Source organism: Candidatus Nitrosocosmicus sp. R (assembly GCF_054408505.1).
The window spans coordinates 1,968,853-1,990,541 of sequence record NZ_CP167090.1; the positions used below are offsets into that span (position 1 = coordinate 1,968,853).

Consider the following 21,689-nt stretch of genomic DNA (forward strand, 5'->3'; position numbering starts at 1 on the left):
CTCAAGCAGACATTAATGATAGGATACAATCTGCTGCGATTGAACCCTCTCAGGTATTGCCAAGGCTTTCAGAAGCTAAAGTCATAATACCTTTTTTTTGGAACACAGCAGAACCTTATGAAGTAGGCATAACTACTTCGGACGGGACAAGATTCAGCAAGCTCATCGAGGCTGCTGCTCCTGCTCCAATTCCAAACATCAATCAGTTCTCAGTATTTGCGATGTTGGGAATATTCGTAGGTGTGATACCAGTACTAATTGGACTTGCATGGTATCCGTTTCTGAGGAAAATAACAAGAAATCAATATAATTTCTTTCTGAGTTTGACCGCAGGTTTGCTGGTATTCTTGGGTATTGATGCATTTTTAGAAAGTAACGAAATAGCTGCGAATAATTTAGCTGCAACATTTAATGGCCAACTTTTAATACCAGTCATAATCATAGCGACTTTCCTCGGACTATTTTATCTCTCAGAATATTTCGGCAAGAGAGCAGAGTCAAAGTTATCTTATGAATATGAAAAAGAGGAGAAAGTGCAAAATGAAACAAATCATTTGAGCGCTCAAAATAATTCTCTAAAATCCCCAGTCAAACCTCTGTCTAAAACAACAGTTTCTTCAATATCCCTGACAAATCGGCTTTCAAATGATACAGTAGGTCTAGCACAAAAAGAACAAGAGGATAAGGAGAAGAAGAAGAAAAGAGAAGAAGAAGAAAAACTGACCCGATTGATTGATAAGCGTGAAATCATCAAGCCACTTACTCTATCTCTAATGGTTGCAATAGGAATTGGTCTACATAATTTCGGAGAGGGCTTGGCAATAGGGGCAGCAGTTTTACTGGGTGAAATTGCACTTAGCACCTTTTTGATCATCGGCTTTACAATACATAATACAACAGAAGGACTGGCTATCGTTGCACCCCTTGCAAAAACAGGGAAGTTAATGATAAGACGATTAATTGCAATGGGACTTATTGCAGGAGTTCCTACTATTTTAGGTACATGGATTGGCGGATTTGTATATTCCCCATTAGCTTCAATCATATTTTTGTCGGTTGGAGCAGGTGCAATATTTCAGGTTGTTTATGCCCTCGCAGTCTGGATGAGTAAATCATTAAGGCAGAGTAGTAAGACTGACAACGCCAAAAGTGGGGATTTTGGAGAAAAAACTGCTAGATCCGGAATGAAAATACTAGCTTCCCAGGAGAAAAGTCCTAGCGCGGCAATAATAGCAGGCTTTATCATAGGATTGCTAATAATGTACATAACAGGATTGTTGGTGTAGTGTGATGGCCTTGCAAAGTTTTTTATCAAACCTTGGTTTCTATATAAATAACTAGGTGAACTAGAGTGTCAAATAATACTTCATCTTTTGGGGAAAACACAATAATCGACTCCATTAAAAAGGTCAATAGTTCACAGAGAAAGGAACGTACAGATAGGATGGAAGACTATCTTGAGATTATTTACGAACTAGTCCAACAAAAAGGATATGCTACCAGTGTTGATATTACCGAATGTTTGAATGTCTCGGCCCCTAGTGTTACCAAGATGATGAGAAGACTAGATACCACAGGATATTTAGAATATGAAAAATACAGAGGTGTTCGATTAACCCAACAAGGGACAAATGTCGCTCAAAATATTAGAAGAAAGCATGAATTATTGACAGAGTTTTTTACTTTCATAGGTGTGAGAGAGGATATTGCAAACTCAGATGCCGAGGGCATAGAGCATCACCTACATTCCGAAACGCTAGAAAGACTAGAAGAATTTCTTAATGCAAATAGAAAAAAGCAAAAATAAGGGAAAAGAACCTTATAAAATTTGTGAATTGTAATAATCTCAGAATCCCCATACTACCTATTTTAGTAGATTAATTGAAAATACAACAAAATTGAAAAATTAATTATCTTCTACGTGTCATCAATTCTTAATTGATCAGTTATGTAGCTATGACCAATGAAGATGAGTTAATCCGAAATTTGGTAAATAGATTCAATGGTTTGGAGGTATCGACTATAAAAATAAACAGATTTTACAACTTAGGAAAAAGATTGCTTTTGAATGGTGAGTGAAACCCTCAAGTAGGTCCAGAGATAAGTCTTTGATGATAATTTTAGAAAAAATGATTAAATGATTTTGAGAATCAATCCGATGAACCGAACATAATGTTGATGTGCTTGAGAGCATAAAATCAGAATAATTTCTCAGACTTTGAAAAATATAAAAATGAAGGATCATCATTAAGAAAGACTATCCCTATGAATTTGAACCATGTTCCATGATAAAAGAATGGATAAGTAATTAAAAATCATATTTTTTTATAACAATTCAAGATTCTAGACATATCACTATTCTTTCGCTTTTTTCTTTGTTCAAAGATAGTTTTCCAATTAAAAGAATAATTTTTTGTAACGTCTGTTATCTCAGCATTTGAAAACGCTAGCACGTATTGATATTTTTTATTCCAATTTTTTTCATAATAATTAGGATGGTTTATTGAAATGGGATATTCAAGAGTTGAATCCACATGAATCCATTTACCTTCAATAAAAGCTTCGTTCCAACAGTGATCGAGAAAATCATGAACTATTCTAGATTGTACCGACAAAGAACTAAGTATAGCCCCAAATAGAAACGTCCATTCACTGCATCTACCGACTCGATTAAAAGCTATATTTTCTATTTCGCCATATCGAGGGAATACCACTGTAAATGAACATTTAGGGCATTCATGATATTCTACACCTCTTACTATCCAGGAATTGTTTTTTACATATCTGAGATTCAATGATAAGTTGCATGATGGACATAGTGGACTCTTGTCCATCCATTTCATAAAATCCTGTTTAAACCAATTAAGCAGCAATGCCATAGGTATCATCAAGTTTACGTTTCCATCGACTGCCATATCAAATTCGGTTCTAATCTTGACTGGCACTAACATCCTGATGGATTCAAGTAGAGCCTTATCCAAATATTGCTTGCTCACTTGCTTATACAAAATAAGAATGTCCTTTGTGAGTGGATAAGGAAGGCCATTATTTGCTAAATCAAAAATGTTTAGCACTAGTTAATCACCAAACAATCATTTAAAAATCAAGTGCTCCTATGCAAAGCCTTTCCATTATGAATCATCTAAGAGTTGTTGATATGTGCAAGGGTTTAGATGAATGGAGGTCACCGACAAGCAAAGGGTTGAAAAGTAAACTAGAAAGGTCAGCCCCCCAAACAAACACTAAACGACCACATTTTCAAAATCTTAGTTCGTTCTAATTTCAATAGACTTATGTTTGAATAAGCGCTTACTGGTAAATGACAAAAGAAATAAGATATGATACAATTTAATAAAAATTCTGTTGAAAGGGAAAAAAAAGAGTCAGAAAAAAAAAGGTTTGCATTTCCTGGGAGTAAAATCCACGCTATTCCCTTCCTGTCCTACACCATTGAGCATATGTCATTAAAGATAAAGCCAGATCTTGTGAACAATGTTATTATTGATTGCGAACAGCAAATAACGATAAGAGCTTTTAATGATTTATCAGAAATCGTGTTAGATATTTCTGATTTAAAAGTTACAAAGGTAAATTCACAGTCTATCAATATTTCAAAATTTAGATGTGTTGATAACAAACAAGTTGTTATAGAATTTTTAGAACAATTTAGAGCCGGAAGTATCATCATTATAGATATTTCATATTCTGCCGGCTATACCACTATTGAAGGCAAAGAAGAATTTGGTCCTCCAAAAACTGGGTTTCACTTTATTACGAAGGGTAATCAAGATAAACAAGCTCCATCGTACCAAGCTTGGACACAAGGCGAAGCAGTTGAATCACGCTACTGGTTTCCGTCTATTGATACACCTCAAGTCAAATTTACTTTGGAGATCGAAATTTCCGCACCACAAGGGTATATGGTAATTTCAAATGGACAATTAGAATCAAAAGTTATGAAAGATGAATATGTAATTTGGAAGTATGTTGAAAAGAAACCCCTTCCTTCTTATCTTGTTTCGGTTGTGGTAGGCACGTTTTCACAATATGAATCAAAATATAGAGACGTTTCCCTCTACTATTACTGGCCAGAGGAAATCAAGGAAGAAGATGCCATGTTAACTTTTTCTGAGACTCCGCAAATGTTAAAATTCTTTGAAGAATATTTCGAAACTAATTACCCTTTTCAAAAATACTCACAGACAGCGGTTGATAATTTTGAGTTTGGAGGTATGGAAAATGCCACCTGCACTACCTTGACTAGAAGAGTTTTGCATGATAAGACAGCTTCTAGAGACTATAGAAATGATATCTTCTTGGTGGTTCACGAGCTTGCACATCAATGGTTTGGAGATATGGTTACTTGCAAGGATTGGCCTCATATCTGGTTAAATGAAGGATTTGCTACTTATTGTGAATCTTTGTATTGGGAAAATTCTCGGGGAATAGATGAATTCCACTATAACTTGATAGAAGCTACAGATATTTATTTTGATGAATCAAATAAACTCTATGACAGACCAATTGTTACTAATATATATAAACATGTAGACGATTTGTTTGATGCCCATTCATATGAAAAATCAGGTTTTATCCTCCATATGATTCGAAATCATATAGGAGAGCAGAATTTTAGAAAATCACTTAAAGTCTATTTGGAAAAATACAAGAATAGATCGGCTGATTCACTTGACCTACTCAAAGTACTTGAGGAAGTCTCAGGTAGAGAAATGGCATCATTTTTTGATCAATGGATTTACAGAGAAGGTCATCCTAAATTGGAAATTGAGTACACCCTGACGCGTAATAATTTAATAGAGAAAGATAGTATAAATTCTCAAAAGTTAAAAATCAAAACTCTACAGAAAAACAATTATGAAAGCGATGAAGGTATCTCTAGATATTATCAATTTCAATTGGAATTTAAAATAAATATCGTAGATAAATCGGGACAAAAAAGCCACCTGGCGCATATAATGAATGTGGATAATAATGATTCAGAGTTGTTTGTTGAGTTAGACAATAATTCAAATATCGAATCCATATCCATTGATCCAGAGTTTAAGATTCTAAAAGAAATAAGTTCCATTAAAGTAGTAAATGAAACCAGAGACTTTCAATTAAAAAAACTGCTTTATAATCAGATAAAATATGGAGAAACCATTATAGAAAGAATTAACGCCATAAGATTACTTAAGAATCAATATTCAGAAGATGGAATTAGAGCATTATACGATACTATTATTCAGGACAAATTTTACGGAGTAGCCATTGAGGCTACTAATACAATTGGTTCTTTTTATGATAAAAATGATTATGAAAAGTCTGATAATTCATATCAGTGTTTAGTTTCAATATTAAATAATAAATCAACCTTTGATGCTTTACGATCAGAGACCAAAAAAGCAATTATAAGAAATATTGGGACATTTGAAAGAGTTGAATCAATTAGTCTGCTTAAAGATCTAATTCACAAATCCGATGACGAAAGTAATTTTGTAAAATCCTCCGCCGCAACGGCACTAGGAAAAAGCAGCAAGGACTTAGAGTCGATAGAGAATAAAGTCCAAGTAATTTCCCTTTTAAAAAACCTGGTTGAAGGAACAGATACCTTTCAAAGCGTTTTAGCCACTGGGGCTCTGGAAGGACTAAGAGAGTTAGCAACGGATAGAGATTACAAGATAAACATTGAGGTAGCACATTTTTTTCTAGAGAATACACTCGAATCAAAGGACTACTTTATTAGAGCAAAAGCGACATCAAATTTGGCCAAGTTTTTAATCAACAATAAAGACACAGCAAACGCCGACACCAGTGCTATGAACCAGGCGGTCTTTAACAGACTTAAGGATTTGTTAAGAGATGACAGACGAAAGATAAAGATAAATGCATGTTCTGCACTGGCAAATAAAGACGGTAAATTTCACACTATACCGGATAAGAGAACGTATGAAACTATTGAAGTACTTATAGATGTCGCAAAAAATGATTTAGATGGATTTGTCAGAAGAAAGGCTGAACACAGTGCAAATATCGTGAGAGAATGGATACATACATGGGCAAGCAAACCCTTGTTAATTAATTCTGAATCAAAATCCATTTCATGAACATGTCAACGTCTGGTAAGGATTCGTAATATATTTACTTAAAATAGGACCTAGGTCAATAATTAGGGCAAGCAATGTGGTATAGACGTGATTATGTAAAAAAGAAGTTCCTTAAATCTTTATATTTTCCTAATATTATTTTCCTATAATGATTGAATCAGAAGCTAAATGTACAATGTTAAGTGATTCATTAAGAAGAATAGCTTTGTTTCTTGTTATTAGTAGTATTTCTTTGGCTTCTTTTATGATAATAGAGTCAGTTTCAGCCGTATCATCCACCTTTGGTCAAACTGGTTCCTTAGAAGCAAACAGTTCTAGCTCAAATCTATCAACCATGGATGACTACGATGTACATGGTAGTCCATTTTATACTGAAAATACTAAATCAACAAACATTAAAGTATCAAGTATTGATCCCATTCCAACCGTTGAAGTTACTTATACTGGTAACAGTACTATTGGTGGAGCACCAACCCAAACTATAGGTACAATAATAGATAAGATGAATAATGATGGGACGGTTTCCTCTAAAGGTCAAGCGATAATATTGACAGCATCAGGTCAAGTCATAACTTACAGATCAGAATCAATAGGTAACTACAATCCTGATGGCAGTTTCTCAGATAGTGGTATAATGGTCTTCCAATTGCCTTTCAAAACTAATTCCGCAAATTCTACAAGCTTATCCTCGAATTCAACAGACTCACTCAATGGACAATTTGATAATCTATTTGGCATTTACAAGAAAACAGTAGACCCAGAGGGAAATGGTCTTACCAAATTCTGGAAATGGAGATAGAAAACTTTCTTGATGAGTTAAGGAAGGGTTATCACCTATCTTTATTAATAAATTAGTAATTTTATTCATCAATAAACTAATAACCGGTATTTATAAAAGAAATGAAACCTAATAATTTACACAGGTTGGTGCTTTTCCTATCGCAAATAAATCCATAGTTGTAATATGTGAAAAACCTTCTGTTGCAAAACGAATTGCACAAGCACTCAGTACAGATTATCATCATCACAATAATTATTCAGACAAATCTTTAGACCAAGAACAAAAAAATAGATTACCACCTTCACCTTCACCTACGTCTTCACCTACATCTTCCACATTATTTACCACTATTAGGGGGATGAATGGTCAAAACTATACTATCTGTCATGCATTAGGACATCTATACGGGCTGTCGGATTCTAATAAGGGACCTGGAAAAGTATTCCCAGTTCTTGATCCAACATGGTTACCATTATCCACGCTAAAAAGTAAAGGGTCAGGTTCAAAATTTTTGGCTTTCAAGATTGACAAAATATTAAGGGAAATTTCTCAAATATCTAAAAATGCTGCAGGCTTTATCCATGCCTGCGATTATGACCAAGAAGGAGAAGTCATTGGGTACAACATACTAGAGCACGCGTGTAACAACAAATACTCTATTTCAAAGCGAGCCAAATTTTCATCACTTACAGATGAAGAAATAATACAATCATTTAACAATTTGTTACCTCCCAATGAAAAGCTAAAGGATGCAGGGACATCCCGACATATGATAGATTTCATTTATGGAATAAATCTTTCAAGAGCCCTTACCAATTCCGTTAGTAAGAAAGATTCATCAGAAGAAAAGAAGGATGGTTATGTACAATTATCGATAGGCAGAGTCCAGGGTCCCACACTCGCATTTGTTGTCGAAAGGGAAAAGGAAATTGAAAATCACATATTTGAACCCTATTGGAATGTTACAGCGGATTTTGTAAAGAGTAATCAGATCATCAAAACATATTATTATCCTCAAAAAATCGATTCAAAGTCAACTGCCGAAAACATTATCAACTCTTGCAAGAATCAACTCGGTAAAGTAACAGACATTAATATTCAAAAAACATCAATAAAGCCTCCAATTCCTTTTAACCTTGGAGACCTTCAAAAAGAAGCCTATAGACTTTTTAGGTTTACCCCAAGCTTCACACTTTCAATCGCTGAAAAATTATACCTGGCTGCCCTTATTTCATATCCAAGAACATCAAGCCAAAAGTTGCCTCCTTCAATTAATTATGAAAAAATCATCAAAGCAGTTTCAAAACAAGATAATAATTTGCATCAAAATAATTCATATGGTAACAAAACTAAATCAATTCTTTCTTATTCTGAGATCTCTTTTAAATTGTTAGCCAACAAGGCCCTTAAACCAAATGAAGGAAAAGAGACTGATCCTGCACACCCCGCTATATATCCAACAGGCCAAAAACCAAAACAAAATCTTCAAGATACAGAATTAAAGCTGTTAGATCTGATAATCAGGAGATTTTTCTCTTCATTTGGAAAGGAGGCCTCTTCTAGTCAAACTACTATCACAATAACAGTCAAAGAAAAATATACTTTTAAGGCAGAGGAGAAAAAAATTGTATTTGAAGGATGGATTCAATACTATAGACCCTATTTTGATTTATCAAGCTTTGTAAATTTGGACTCACTATCGTTTCTGAAAACAAACGATATTTTGAAAAATGTAAAAATAGATCTGTTAGAAAAATTTACCCAACCTCCTCCCAGATACAATCAATCAACATTGTTACAAAAAATGGAAAGGGAAAAAATAGGTACCAAAGCCACCAGATCTGAAATAATCAGTACGTTGTTTAAGAGAAACTATATTACGAATTTTGTACCCTCTGCTGCTGCCGCTACTGCTACCAAGCAATCCGTTACCTATGCTTCAAAAGTATCGAAAGGCGTTCCTATTTCCAATAATAAAAAGGAAGAAACAAACAAACTTGAATATGCAGGTATCCAAAAATCAGGATTAAGACCTACAGAAATTGGAATAGCAATAATAAGTTCTATGAAGAAATACATACCTAACATTGTTTCAACGAGTCTAACACGAGACATGGAAACACAGTTAGAACAAATTGAATCAGGCAATACTACAAGTGTACAAGTGGTCGAAAAGGCAAGAAATCAAATTAAAGATGCAATACAATCTTTTAATTTCAATGAAAGTAAAATTGGCCAAGAAATATCTTTAGCCTTTGAATCAAATAGAACAACAAGCCCATCGCGAAAACCTACTGCCCTAGCTACGTTAGGCACTTGCCCTGTTTGCAAGAGTGGAAATTTAATGATCAAAAAGGCGTTAAAATCAAAAAAAAGATTTGCAGGCTGTACAAACTATTCATCAACAAAATGCTTGGCTACATCCCCATTACCTCAAAAAGGTACAATAAAAAGTACTGGCAAAAAATGTGAAAAATGTAGTTGGCCTATCATCACCGCTAGTGGTTATAATCAAGGAAAAAGATACCAATGGGAGTTTTGTATTAATTCACAATGTCTTTTGAAAATCCCAAGCAATAGCAACAAGAAAAATACTACTTGAAAACAAATCTGATTGGCCCCATATGAATACAGGATACCCATTCAGCTTGGACATAGGGCAGTTTTGTCGGTGTCGACTAAGGGCGTTTCAATAGTAAATTAACTCGCAAAATAGCGGATTCGTTCTACTCTTTTTAATATTTTTTCCGGCTCGAATCTATCTTACCACAAGGACAGGGCAGTGTGCATATTTCACCACTTCTGAAGCAGTACTTCCTACTAGCATTTTTTTCAAACCAGTACGGCCCTTACTTCCGATTACTAGCAAGTCGACATTTTTGGATTCGGCGTAATCAACTATTGTTGAGGCAGCTGAAGTTTCAGCTTCAATAATTGCAGTTTCAAAGGTTGAACAAGTTGGATCAGTAGAAGTAGAACCAGCTGTGCCGGTATCATTAGTAAAAGTACTGGTTCCTTCTGAAATCACTTTATCATTTCCTGTGGTCAGTGTCTTCCTCTTTCCTGCATTGTACTTTTCTTTAAGTGAATTCATCAAATCCTCAAATTTCTGACGTTCTTTTTCTAACTTGTCAGAACCATATGTCGGGGCTAATACAACACTTGAAAGTAAGTAAGGATATTTGTAACCGCCTAAAATGTGCAAAATGATTAATGAAGAATTATATATATTGCCGATTTCAATAGCACTTTCTACGGCATCCAATGAAGGTTTTGACCCATCAAATGCAACCAAGATCTTTGAGAACATCAGGCTTTTTGTTTAAACTATAACTTATTTTAATTATTTGCTTATTTTTTTACTGTCACCCCATCTGAACTGAAATAAAAGACATGATTAGGAAATAATCATCTGTGATTATCTTCATACCGATGAGCGAAATAGAAAATAGACAATAAGATAAGGAGATACTACATCCCAAAAAAAACCCTGATGCCTCTGCTCCGAATTCGAGCATTCAATTTTGACCTCTTAAAATTACAGACTAATGCATTAGTGATAAATATTGGCAAGTTCACTTTAAAGTACGTGTCTTCTGTATGTCAAGTCAAAATTCTTTGAAATTGAAAGGAAAAACAACCAAGACAGACTTGGTTTCCAAAGTATATGAAAAGTTACAAAAAAATATTCTAAAATTTAAACAAGTTTCAAATAAACCCCTTACCCTTGAAGAAAAAATTCTAATAGGCCACCTTGATGAATCAACTGATTTTATGACCTTTAATGGTTTAACCCCAGGAAATGGATATATCTTGTTAAACCCAGACAGAGTTGCCCTTCAAGACGTTACAGGACAAACAACTATTCTTCAATTTATGCAGGCAGGTATAAAACAGGTTTTGGCTCCAACCACAGTTCATTGCGACCATTTGATCCAAGCAAGAGTGGGCAGCGATTCAGACACCAAAGCTGCAATTTACGAAAATAATGAAGTGTATCAATTTCTAGAATCTTCTTCCCGAAAGTATGGAATAGGATTTTGGAAACCTGGTGCTGGAATAATACATCAAGTTGTCCTAGAAAACTATGCATTTCCAGGTGGATTGATGATTGGAACAGATTCTCATACCCCAAATGCAGGAGGACTCGGAATGCTAGCAATAGGTGTAGGCGGACTAGACGCAGCTGAAGTCATGGCAGGGCTGCCCTGGGAAGTTTTGTATCCAAAAAGGATCGGCGTATATTTAACAGGAAAACTAAGCGGTTGGGCATCTCCTAAAGATATCATCCTATTTGTTGCCTCAAAGCTAACCGTTTCTGGCGGGACTAATGCAATAATAGAATACTTTGGACCAGGGGCAAGAAATGTTAGCTGTACAGGAAAAGCCACCATTACAAATATGGGAGCAGAGATAGGTGCTACCTGCTCTGTTTTTTCATACGATGCCAAAATGGAATCCTATTTGATTTCTACTGGTCGAAATGACCTAGCAGATATTGCTAATAAGAACAAAGAATTGCTGACCCTAGACCCAGTCATTGAAAAAGAAATAAGCCACAATCGAGAAAACGCTTCCAAGTATTTCGATCAGCTCATTGAAATAAACCTAGATGAACTAGAACCTTACATTGTTGGTCCACATACCCCGGATCTGGCCAGACCCATTTCAAGAATGGCTGAAGACATTCAAAAAAACAACTACCTAGATACTATTTCTGTTTCCTTGATAGGAAGCTGTACGAATTCATCTTACGAGGATATGTCCCGTGCAGCTGATATAGCAAAGCAGGCAATAGAAAAAGGAATTAGGACAAAAACACCTCTTCAAGTTACACCGGGCTCAGAAATGATAAGAGAAACGATAGAAAGAGACGGTCAGATCCAATTATTAAGAGATATTGGAGCAAACGTATTAGCAAATGCATGCGGACCCTGCATTGGGCAATGGAGCAGGCCTGAAATAAAAAAAGGAGAACCAAATACAATAGTCACATCCTATAACAGGAACTTTCCTGGGAGAAACGATGGTAGAAGGGAAACCATGAACTTTATCGGTAGTCCAGAACTTGTAATCGCCCTCGCCCTGGGCGGTCGACTCTCCTTTAACCCATTAAAGGACGAATTAGAAGCAAGCGACGGAACAAAATTCAAACTAAACCCCCCTAAAGTAGCCCCAGAAGTCCCAAAAGATGGCTTTAAAGACACGGTCGATATCTATGTCCCTCCTGCTATAGACCCTGAAAGTGTGGCAGTGGTAATAGACAAAAATAGTCAAAGACTCCAAGCATTAGAGCCCTTTTTAGAATGGAATGGAACCGATTTTATCAAATTACCGGTATTGAGCAAGGTAAAGGGAAAATGTACAACAGATCATATTTCTCCTGCTGGTCCCTGGTTGATGTATAGAGGCCACCTAGATAGATTAAGCGACAATTTGTTACTGGGCGCAGTAAATGCATTTAGAGGCGGAGAAGTAGGTAAAGGACTCAATCTTTTAAATAAGAACATTGAAACCTTTTCCCATATTGCAAGAGAGTACAAGCAGAATGGGTTAAAATGGATAATCATTGGGGATAAGAATTATGGCGAAGGTAGCAGCCGTGAACATGCGGCAATGACTCCAAGGTATTTAGGATGTGCTGCAGTAATTGCAAAAAGTTTTGCCAGAATACATGAAACAAATCTAAAGAAACAAGGGATTCTTGCATTAACATTTGTAGAATCATCTGACTATGAGAAAATAAGAGAGGACGATAGAATAAGCATAATTAATTTGCGAGATCTTAGACCTAAAGGAGTGGTAACTTCTATCTTGTACCATAATGATGGTACTGAAGAACAAATACCGTTAATACACTCATACAATGATGCTCAACTAAAGTGGTTTCGTGCTGGTTCTGCCCTTAACATCCTAAGATCAAGGTAAAGAAAGAGTTTGATCAATCCTCCTCTCCCCCTCTCCTCCTCTCCTTGTCCTCTTCCTTTTATTCTATCTTTGCCATCACCGTCCCTTTAGCCATCACCATTACAGTTACTAATCTTTCAGATAACAACCTCTCTTAAAAAAGATCATTAAACTCTTCCTCATTTTACTTTACCTTTTCTTGCTCTTTTTTTTCTCTATTATTATTCATATCCCACAGAAGGTAATGTAACAATTAGGTTTACTGGCTCATACAAAATAATCATATATCGAGTAAAAACACTTTTCTATCTCATCCTCAAATCAGATACATCAAAAAAGCCTAATTTCCCTAAATAAGGAATTTCTTCCTTAAATTTTGAAGTATCCTTTACTAAGAATCCATATCTCTTAAACGAATGATTTGATTTTATATCCTCAATTGAGAAATGCTTTTGGCGATCGTCTAAAAAAACATCAATAGTTGTATACTTTATAACATCATACACAGATGCCTTTCCTATAATCGCACCCTTAACTATCTTGCTTTCATCATATCCTAAAGTCAAGCAAGCATCTTTGTTAACATTTTTTGAGGTGTGTATCAAGAATGGACCTCGAAAGTTGGTATTCCATTTTCTGATTTCTATAGTCTTTCTTCCAGTTGCTAGCAAATCAGCATAAGGCTGTTTTAAAGAAAGACATTTCAAATATTATAAATTTTTAAATTAATAATATTTAAACCATAATAAATATTTGCAAAGCTGCTTATGCCAATTTTATTTTTAATTTCTGAATTTAGACAGGTAAAAAAAGATTCTAACTTGCATCCAAGAAAAAGATGGTCGCTTCTTCTCCAGTAGAGGAACTAGTAAAGAAATTTCAAATCATCAAACTCAACCTGCTCTCCTCTTGATGTTGATTAAATGCTAATCGACATCTAGTATTCTTGGTAAGACCTTTGATGCACTTTCTCTTATTGAAAAATCCATCAGTGAAGTCATTTCAGTAACATGGGGATTTATTTCTACCAACACTGCGTGGTTTTTAACAGCATGATATGGTAAAGTATTAGCCGGAGAAACGTTTAATGATGTTCCAACAACAAACATTATGTCACATTCAGATGATAATTGAACAGCTTGATTCCAAGCATCTTGAGGTAATTGCTCCTCAAAAAGTACCACATCTGGCTTTAATATATTATTACAAACTAGACAAATTGGGATTTTTTCTTCATTAAAGTTATCAAAAAAATTAAAATAATCATACTGTTCTCTTTTCCCACAGACTATACAAAACATTCCAAATATGTTTCCATGCAGCTCTATAACATTTTGGGAACCGCCTCGTTGATGTAGTCTATCAATATTTTGGGTAATAACATGACTCCTTTTGGGCCTTGTGTTTTCAAATCTTCCGATGGCTGTATGAGCATCATTACATTCAGCTTGGCATACAAGTCTTTGTCGTGAGTAAAAGAAATCCCAAACCAATTTTGGATTTGAAATAAAAGCAGAGTGTGAAGCAAGTTTTGCTGGGTCATACTTTTTCCACAGCCCATCCTTATCCCTAAATGTAGGAATTCCACTTTCTCTTGAAATCCCAGCTCCTGTAAAAAATACGAAATTTTCGGATTTTTCAATTATTTTCTGAATTTGAGTCGCATCATCATGGTATTCTCCGTGAACGCCTTCCATGCTTATTGTTTATTCCTATGGAATTTAAATTCATAAATGTATTTAGATAATAAATGTGCTTGTACTTCCCTGGAGACTTGCAGTAAGATATATAGTTTGGCCAAAAATAGACAATATAATCATCATATTTCTTCAGGTGAAACTATTAGACATATTAGCCCTAGGGAACATCTATTATGGAGAGTTTTATCTAGATAAGAAAATCTAAATTGATAAATTGCTGATGCTATTGATTTTAAGGTTACGTTCTCAAAAAAGCATAGTTAGTTCAAAAGATTTCAATAACATGTATTAATAACATGAGTAACTTGTATAACTACAAGTATTCATCCTTTACACGGTCCTGAAATTTTGATAATAATTTTCCTACTTTTGGATCAATCACATAACTACAATAGGGTACATCCTTGTTGTTATCGTAGTAATTCACGTGATATTTCTCAGCAGGATAAAAATTTTTAAAAGGAGTGATTTCAGTGACTATAGGATTAGAGTATACTTTCTTTTTCTCAATATCTTCTTTTACTTTAGTTGCTGTATCCTTTTGTTTTGGTGTTTGATAAAAAATGGCAGATCGATATTGCGTTCCTACATCATTGCCCTGTCTATTAAGTGTAGTTGGATCGTGGGTATACCAAAATATTTCAAAAAGTTTTTCTAGTGGAATGATTTTTGGATCAAATCGGATTTGGATAGCTTCAGCGTGACCAGTTTCGCCTGTACAAACTTGGTCATATGACGGATCAGCTAGAAACCCGCCTGAATAGCCAGGTAAGACTGAGAGAATTCCTCGAACTCGCTTAAAAATGGCCTCTGTGCACCAAAAGCACCCATTTGCCAGAGTTATCTCTTCAAAATTATCAGATTTGTTCGAATTTTCGGCTTGGTCATTCATATGAATAGTCTAGTGGACCACCACCTATTAGATTTATTCACTTGCTTTGGATGCTTTTTATAGTCCCAGGGAGACGAAATAATGACAAATTTGAATTGATCTGATTTCATAAAGGCTTAAATTCTCTAAAAAACAAAAGGCATTTAACTATGACTTTGAATTTAAGTTATTTTATTAATTAAACTAAAATTTTTCATAATTTATAGAAAAGATACAACATAATATCATTAAAGTCAGTTACTATGGTTTTGCAAGATTGGTCGTATATAAGTATCAGTAATCTTGTCTAGACTTTAGAATAATAAAAATTATCAAGAATATTTTTAATTTTGATTGGGAGTATCAGTATTTAACTCGGGTATAAAAAATATGAGTGCAAAAGATCGTAGTAACAATGTGTCTAATTAGAACGTATCAAACTTGTTAGCTTATTAAGACTTTACAAATTGTACTAATATGATCTATTAGTAAAATTATCAAATTATTAATAATAAAATATGATATTTAACAAAAAAAGATCAATTCAATCAATAATCAAACCATTGTAAACGTTATTAAATATAAAGCTTATCGCAAACGGCTTTTATTCGTTTATATAATACAAGATTTATAGTATCTAAAAAATTGGTAACTAGACATACTTTTTCCAACGGTTTTTTTATCTTGTTTTTCACATTTATTGTCTTTTCTTTTATCATCTTTTATGCGAATATCAATATTTTGATTGCAGGTCCCGATTCTAACATTGAAATTATTGCCATGGCTCAAACAATAGGTCATGTTCAAGGGAAAAACTATGTTTTACTCAATACAACCGATACCAAGAATTGTCCAGAATTTTACAATAATCCTGTACAAGATAATACCTTTGAATCTTCTATAAATGCCACAATATCCGTCCCCCATAATGAAAGTGGGATAGGAAATATCACCGAACCTGAACCTATCGAGGATTCTAAGACGATCACCAATATTTGTCCATTTCTAAAAATAATGTATCCATATGATTGCTCCACAGAAGCAAACAGTTCATCGGAAATAATGTGCTACACAAAAGAAGATTTAAAACAAACTAACGTTAAGGAGGATGAGGACAATAATAAAGAGGACGAAGAGCAAGTAGAAGAAGAAATACCAGATAATGAAATTTTTGACAAAAAAGGCTTATTGATAGCGGATACAAAATTCAACAAACAATATTCGTACGAATTAGTTGATCCGCTTAATTCTGACAAGAAAATAAAAGTTAATTTGGATCTTGGAAAGCACACTCAAGGACACAACAAACACATAAATTCACCCAGGATTGAAATTGAAAGAGAAAACATCAACGGAAGTTTAGATATGAATGCTGCAAAGAATCAAATGATAGTTTGGAAGGGAAATATATTGGGTTATTTTAAGGAACCAAAGGATAAATTTGATAATGAAACTTATATTGAGATCATGTTTAATACCGGTTTTCATGCATCTGATGCACCCGATATCGAACGGAGAGGAATAGGAGTAGTATTTGACGTTTCAAATAGCAGTAATCCATATATTATGGATTATCGGGATGATGGTAGATACTTAAAACTTACAATGAATGATGTAAAAAATCTAGCAGGAGATGATTTTATTTTTCACTCAAACGACAATAAGAGCAAAGACTATTTCCTAAACGATCTCACAAATACTAACAATGTTACTCTTAAAGTGAAAACTTTCTTGACAGAAGATAACAAACGTGTTATAGAAGCATATATCGATCCCGGTGCGGGAAAAGAGGTATGGTATTGGACTTTAAAAGACGCCTCTAAACTGCAAGATCATGAGGAAATTAGGGATAGATCGGGATTCATAGAAACAGTTTATCAAGGTTCGGGATTTACCTATGTCCGAACTGATAATATAGATACTCGTCTTGCATCTCTACAATCATTCATTTTGAACTAATTAAGATGGTTGGTGCTTTTTTTGAGACTTACTTTTTAATCCTGATTTAGATATATTAAACACAAATCAATATTTCTTTTTTTGTCTATCACTGCCTTATTACCAAATCAAAGTCTCCATAAATTTATTGTATTTATCATAATCAGATAGTAGACTGTTCTTATGTTCTATGAAGTCTGATTAATGGATATATCTAGTTTGCAGTTATTAATAGATAATACGTTATACGGCTGGGATATTTGAGATCAAGCATGCTTAATCTTAGAGTAGTCTAGTTAGACCCTTCTTTTCATTATGAATTATATACAATTTGCAATTATCCTACGAGGAACCAATATGACTTTTAATCCACCCATCTCAAAAAGAAAATCCGGAGCAAATGACGAAAAAGACCTCTAGGCCTGTATTTAACCAACAAAAAAAATTGTCTCAACCCCCGGCCCCGCCCCCACCTACTCAATTAATTTGGGATCTTGAACTAAGGAACTAATCATTAGTATCTAGTTGACAAGATCAGAGGTATTATTATCTATTTCTAAGTTTAGTTAATTCCTTTGCAATAGCATCAATGGTATAGGTTACTGTGAATGGCTCCCCGCTGGTCTTGTGAAATACCAATGCGTTACCTGCAAAATTTAGTGTCCCTGAGCTTATTCCAGTTCCATTGATTTCAATCGGCACATCAACCAAATGTCGAAGATGAGTTATTGCAATGCTCTTATTTCCAGGCAAGACTGCATGATATGGCTCACCATGAGTTGAATAGGGGTTTTCCATTGGTGCGTAAGTATGAAGGACCTCGACTTCTATCGGTTTGCTTGCTGTGAATGTTACTGTGCCTGACCAAATATAGCTATCATTTCTTAATGGGAGAGCAAAAACTACTTCGTGTGATGGCTGTCCTGGATGTCTTACCGGTGCAGGTACCGACATTGAAGTGTTTTGAATTGTTATTTCTTCCAAAGCTAGTAAGTTTAATGATGGTGTATCAGTCTGGGGATTTGAGGTACCATTTGAAATAGATTTTGAGGAATTAGACGCTAAAATGCTATTAATGTCATTAACAAAGCTCGAAAAGGATCCAATTGATACGTTTCCATTCTCCATTAAAGAAGGAGTAATTGTTTTATTACTACTGCTGCCACTGTCACCACTGCTGGTGCTACTGCTGAAGTTATCAGACAAGTCCAGCTGAGCGTACGAAACTTGATAAGAAAAAAATATCATCGCGGCCATAAAAACAATTGATGCTTTGCATGTTTTTCCAAACAAAAAATGATGTCTTTTTTTATTTGCAATTTCTAAATTCATTGTATACCTCATAAACGATGTACAAGAAGTAAAAAATCTTTGCTAATCTAAAATATCATCATTAGTGATTATCTGTGGGGATTTTGTCATATTTATTTCTCAATGTTCTTAAAACTCTAAAAATGTCAAAAAAATGAGTTAATAAACATCGATAGATTCAAAAAAAGTTAGAAGAATTAAGACATTTTAATTCTATGGTATCCTCAGAAGGATAGAAAAATTAAGAATTTCAACTTTTGACCGCATCCATTAATAATTCTATGGATTTTAGATCAAACGGATCTTGAAATGCAAGAAAAAACTGGTTGATACCTAGATCAACGTATTCTTGTACCCTGGCACTCACCTCAGGAGAATTTCCCACAAGGCCCTTCTTTAGTATTTGATTGTAAACACCCGGCCCCCTCTCCGTAGCAAAAACTTTTTTCTTGTACTCGAGTTCTTGTTCGGTACTAGCAATAAGAACATCCAATTCAATCGACCTCTTGACCACTTTATTCTGTAGATCTTTAGATTCTTGGTTATTTTGTGTTTTTAATAATCTTTCAAATCTTTTGTTTAATGAAAAATATTCATGTGGAGTCAAATAGGAACATTCCCATACATCTGCATAATTTGCAGCAATTTTCATCATTTTATCTTTTTTGGCTGCTATCGTTATAGGAATTCTAATTTTAGGTTTGACAAATGAAGCACCCCGTATTTTATAAAATTGTCCATCAAAATTTGTCAAAGTGCTCGCTGACTGGCTATATTTTAAATCATGGTTTCCCAGCAATTTTGATAGTAATTGAACTCCTTCGTTAAACAAAGCCACACGATAAATTGCATCTGCGTAGTCAATTCCATAAGGATACCACCACTGAAGAGAATATTTTAGACTTGCACCAGCTCCGGTTCTAAATTCAAGGCGTCCTTTTGAAACATCTTGAAAAGTAATTGATTGTTTTACAAGTAAGACCAAGCTTCTATAATCTGGAAGCATATACGTGATAACGGGACCAAGTTTAATTTTATTAGTAATTGGGATAAGTGTGGATAGAACTGTCCAACAGTCAAGGTCAATTTCAGTTAATGACTCACCATAATAAAATCCGTAATATCCAAGCTCTTCAGCTAACATACATGTTTGCTTAATTTTTTCATAATCTGTTCCCCAAATTTCCAGGCAAAAGCGAACATCATTCAATAAAACAAAATGGGATACAATATATTAAAACATCACTTAACCAATTTTAAAAATCCCCAGGCTTTGGACATCTAGGAAATTTATCAAAGAATGTTACTAAATTTTAATTACTAACATTACTATTTCAGGCTGCAAATCTAAAATAAGACGAAATCACAAGGCTGGCTGGATGATTGATAGGTTGGTTATTTTTCGACTACAAAAGTGATTTTTCATGTATTACTTTCTTTTTATGGCAATCAGACTAACCAACTTTACGTTACTTCGATCAATATAACAAAAAAATAGAATCGTTTTAAGATTGATTCTTATTCTTTTTTTTATTCAACATAGTGGTGGTGAATCAGCTGATCATAGAACCTTATAGACTTGATGTTTACGAACTCAAACATTCCATGCTTTGATAATTCTCTCCCAAATCCACTATTTTTGATTCCACCGAATGGAACTCTAGGATCTGATACAACAACATTATTGACCGTAACAATTCCAGCCTGTAGTAATTTTGAGTATTTTTCCGCTTTCCCCAAATTTTGAGTCCAAATGCTTGCTCCGAGGCCAAATTTTGTATCGTTTGCTATTTCCAATGCTTCTTGTTCATCTTCTACCACTATTACCGGAGCAATCGGACCAAATGTTTCTTCTCGAGCTACTTCCATATTAGGAGTAACATTTTTCAAAATAGTTGGTTTGTAGAAATATCCTTTTTCATTACCCTCATTTTTTCTACCCAATCGCTGCCCGCCTGTTACCAATTCTGCGCCCTCTTTCAAAGATCTCTTTACCATTTCGTCAATATTTTCTAATGCAGAAGAGTTTACCAAGGGTCCGATATCAGTTTCTTCTGAAAGTGGATCTCCAATTTTTAATTTTTCTGTCTTTTCAACAAATTTTTCAATAAATTGAGAAGCTACGTTTTTGACAACAATAAAGCGTTTAGATGCTATACAACTTTGTCCACAGTTTATGAAACGTCCTTTTACAGCACCACTTGACGCTTTATCAATATCTGCATCTTCGCATACGATGAATGGATCGCTACCCCCTAACTCTAATACTATTTTTTTTAATTGTGCGGTTGCATGCTTGGCCACCTTTGCACCCACGGGTACACTACCAGTAAAAGTAACTGCACTAACATCATCAGAGTCGATTAAATATTCCGCTTCAACGGAGGAAGCAATAACTGTCTTAAAAACATTGTCGGGTAAGCCAATCTTTTCAAAAATCCGCTCGATTTCCAGTCCACATTGCATAGTAACACTGGAAGGTTTTAAGATAATAGTATTACCTGCTATCAGTGACGGTGCAGCGAATCTAAGTGCCTGCCAATAGGGAAAATTCCATGGCATCAGACTTGCGATTACCCCTAACGGTTCAAATGTGACTATAGATTTCCGGGCGTCTGTATTAATAACTTCATCATGTAAAAAGACTCCGCCGTTGTCTGCAAAATATTCTACAGCCCAAATACACTTGTCTATTTCAGATCTGGCTTCTTTAACGGTTTTTCCCATCTCTGAGGTGGCTATTCGAGCTAGTCTTTCCTTTTCCTTCTTAAATTCATTAGCAAAGGCATATAGAAAGCCCGTTCTCTTACGATAGTCCTTTTTCCATTCTTTGAAAGCTTTTTTAGATTTATTAGCTAAAGTTGTAATTTCATCCTTTGATATTAGTCTATATTCTTTAATAATTTCTTCAGTTGCAGGATTAACAGTCACTATAGTATTAGAGGGTCTTTCATTACTTTTTGTTATATTGTTTTTTTTTAAAGGAACATTATTAGAAATCAATTGATATCCAAGCATCTCCTATTCATGTACAGCAATTTATATCGTACTTTTAACGATTATTGGAATTAAAC

At 34.6% G+C, this 21,689-nt stretch carries 15 protein-coding genes; 7 read left to right on the plus strand and 8 right to left on the minus strand.

The genetic code is table 11. The annotated features are described in order from the left end of the window. The first annotated feature begins 221 nt into the window (after positions 1-221). The gene (locus tag AAGU22_RS10095; protein ID WP_458721774.1) at positions 222-1,286 is read left to right on the plus strand and encodes a ZIP family metal transporter; all 1,065 of its coding nucleotides are present in this window, start codon (positions 222-224) and stop codon (positions 1,284-1,286) included. 65 nt (positions 1,287-1,351) lie between these two features. Then, positions 1,352-1,807 carry a metal-dependent transcriptional regulator gene (locus AAGU22_RS10100; protein ID WP_458718986.1) on the plus strand — a complete coding sequence of 152 codons (456 nt, stop codon included), beginning with the start codon at positions 1,352-1,354 and terminating at the stop codon, positions 1,805-1,807. Positions 1,808-2,315: 508 nt separating this feature from the next. On the opposite strand, the gene AAGU22_RS10105 is transcribed toward AAGU22_RS10100, so the two are convergent. Further along, entirely contained in the window at positions 2,316-3,074 is a 759-nt protein-coding gene (locus AAGU22_RS10105) for a transglutaminase domain-containing protein (protein ID WP_458718987.1), read from the minus strand. Positions 3,075-3,338: 264 nt separating this feature from the next. On the opposite strand from AAGU22_RS10105, the gene AAGU22_RS10110 reads away from it, so the two are divergent. The 3 genes from AAGU22_RS10110 (at position 3,339) to topA (ending at position 9,490) form a co-directional block, all read left to right on the plus strand. Next, positions 3,339-6,107: a M1 family aminopeptidase gene (locus AAGU22_RS10110; protein ID WP_458718988.1), complete on the plus strand. Its 2,769-nt coding sequence runs from the start codon at positions 3,339-3,341 to the stop codon at positions 6,105-6,107. 148 nt (positions 6,108-6,255) lie between these two features. Beyond that, positions 6,256-6,906: a hypothetical protein gene (locus AAGU22_RS10115; RefSeq protein ID WP_458718989.1), complete on the plus strand. Its 651-nt coding sequence runs from the start codon at positions 6,256-6,258 to the stop codon at positions 6,904-6,906. A 163-nt stretch (positions 6,907-7,069) separates the two neighbouring features. Next, the gene (gene topA, locus AAGU22_RS10120; protein WP_458721775.1) at positions 7,070-9,490 is read left to right on the plus strand and encodes a DNA topoisomerase I; all 2,421 of its coding nucleotides are present in this window, start codon (positions 7,070-7,072) and stop codon (positions 9,488-9,490) included. 156 nt (positions 9,491-9,646) lie between these two features. Here topA and AAGU22_RS10125 read toward each other — a convergent pair whose 3' ends face one another. Then, a complete protein-coding gene (locus tag AAGU22_RS10125; RefSeq protein WP_458718990.1) occupies positions 9,647-10,198 on the minus strand; it encodes a universal stress protein in 552 nt (183 codons plus the stop codon). A gap of 290 nt (positions 10,199-10,488) precedes the next feature. Between AAGU22_RS10125 and AAGU22_RS10130 the strand changes: the two genes are divergently transcribed. Further along, a complete protein-coding gene (locus AAGU22_RS10130) occupies positions 10,489-12,816 on the plus strand; it encodes an aconitate hydratase (RefSeq protein WP_458718991.1) in 2,328 nt (775 codons plus the stop codon). A 284-nt stretch (positions 12,817-13,100) separates the two neighbouring features. On the opposite strand, the gene AAGU22_RS10135 is transcribed toward AAGU22_RS10130, so the two are convergent. The 3 genes from AAGU22_RS10135 to msrA form a co-directional block, all read right to left on the minus strand. Beyond that, positions 13,101-13,502 (minus strand): ASCH domain-containing protein, encoded by a 402-nt coding sequence (locus tag AAGU22_RS10135; protein WP_458718992.1) that lies wholly within the window; start codon positions 13,500-13,502, stop codon positions 13,101-13,103. Positions 13,503-13,721: 219 nt separating this feature from the next. Beyond that, complete coding sequence (locus tag AAGU22_RS10140) at positions 13,722-14,492, minus strand: SIR2 family NAD-dependent protein deacylase (RefSeq protein ID WP_458718993.1); 771 nt, start codon at positions 14,490-14,492, stop codon at positions 13,722-13,724. Between the two features lie 316 nt (positions 14,493-14,808). Then, positions 14,809-15,387, minus strand: coding sequence for a peptide-methionine (S)-S-oxide reductase MsrA (gene msrA, locus AAGU22_RS10145; protein ID WP_458718994.1), 579 nt, complete (start codon positions 15,385-15,387; stop codon positions 14,809-14,811). Positions 15,388-16,107: 720 nt separating this feature from the next. On the opposite strand from msrA, the gene AAGU22_RS10150 reads away from it, so the two are divergent. Further along, a complete protein-coding gene (locus tag AAGU22_RS10150; RefSeq protein ID WP_458718995.1) occupies positions 16,108-17,325 on the plus strand; it encodes a hypothetical protein in 1,218 nt (405 codons plus the stop codon). 525 nt (positions 17,326-17,850) lie between these two features. Here AAGU22_RS10150 and AAGU22_RS10155 read toward each other — a convergent pair. The 3 genes from AAGU22_RS10155 to AAGU22_RS10165 all read right to left on the minus strand — a co-directional run bounded on the left by AAGU22_RS10155 (position 17,851) and on the right by AAGU22_RS10165 (position 21,618). Beyond that, a complete protein-coding gene (locus AAGU22_RS10155; RefSeq protein ID WP_458718996.1) occupies positions 17,851-18,636 on the minus strand; it encodes a hypothetical protein in 786 nt (261 codons plus the stop codon). 229 nt (positions 18,637-18,865) lie between these two features. Further along, positions 18,866-19,825: an LLM class flavin-dependent oxidoreductase gene (locus AAGU22_RS10160; RefSeq protein ID WP_458718997.1), complete on the minus strand. Its 960-nt coding sequence runs from the start codon at positions 19,823-19,825 to the stop codon at positions 18,866-18,868. Positions 19,826-20,145: 320 nt separating this feature from the next. Beyond that, positions 20,146-21,618, minus strand: a complete 1,473-nt coding sequence (locus AAGU22_RS10165; RefSeq protein WP_458718998.1) for an NAD-dependent succinate-semialdehyde dehydrogenase — start codon at positions 21,616-21,618, stop codon at positions 20,146-20,148. Positions 21,619-21,689: the final 71 nt, after the last annotated feature.

Coding starts and splice junctions, on each gene's coding strand:
- AAGU22_RS10130 (WP_458718991.1), top strand. CDS start 10,489: ATGTCAAGTCAAAATTCTTTGAAATTGAAAGGAAAAACAACCAAGACA.
- AAGU22_RS10095 (WP_458721774.1), top strand. CDS start 222: ATGTTGGGAATATTCGTAGGTGTGATACCAGTACTAATTGGACTTGCA.
- AAGU22_RS10115 (WP_458718989.1), top strand. CDS start 6,256: ATGATTGAATCAGAAGCTAAATGTACAATGTTAAGTGATTCATTAAGA.
- AAGU22_RS10125 (WP_458718990.1), bottom strand. CDS start 10,198: ATGTTCTCAAAGATCTTGGTTGCATTTGATGGGTCAAAACCTTCATTG.
- AAGU22_RS10140 (WP_458718993.1), bottom strand. CDS start 14,492: ATGGAAGGCGTTCACGGAGAATACCATGATGATGCGACTCAAATTCAG.
- msrA (WP_458718994.1), bottom strand. CDS start 15,387: ATGAATGACCAAGCCGAAAATTCGAACAAATCTGATAATTTTGAAGAG.
- AAGU22_RS10155 (WP_458718996.1), bottom strand. CDS start 18,636: ATGAATTTAGAAATTGCAAATAAAAAAAGACATCATTTTTTGTTTGGA.
- AAGU22_RS10110 (WP_458718988.1), top strand. CDS start 3,339: ATGATACAATTTAATAAAAATTCTGTTGAAAGGGAAAAAAAAGAGTCA.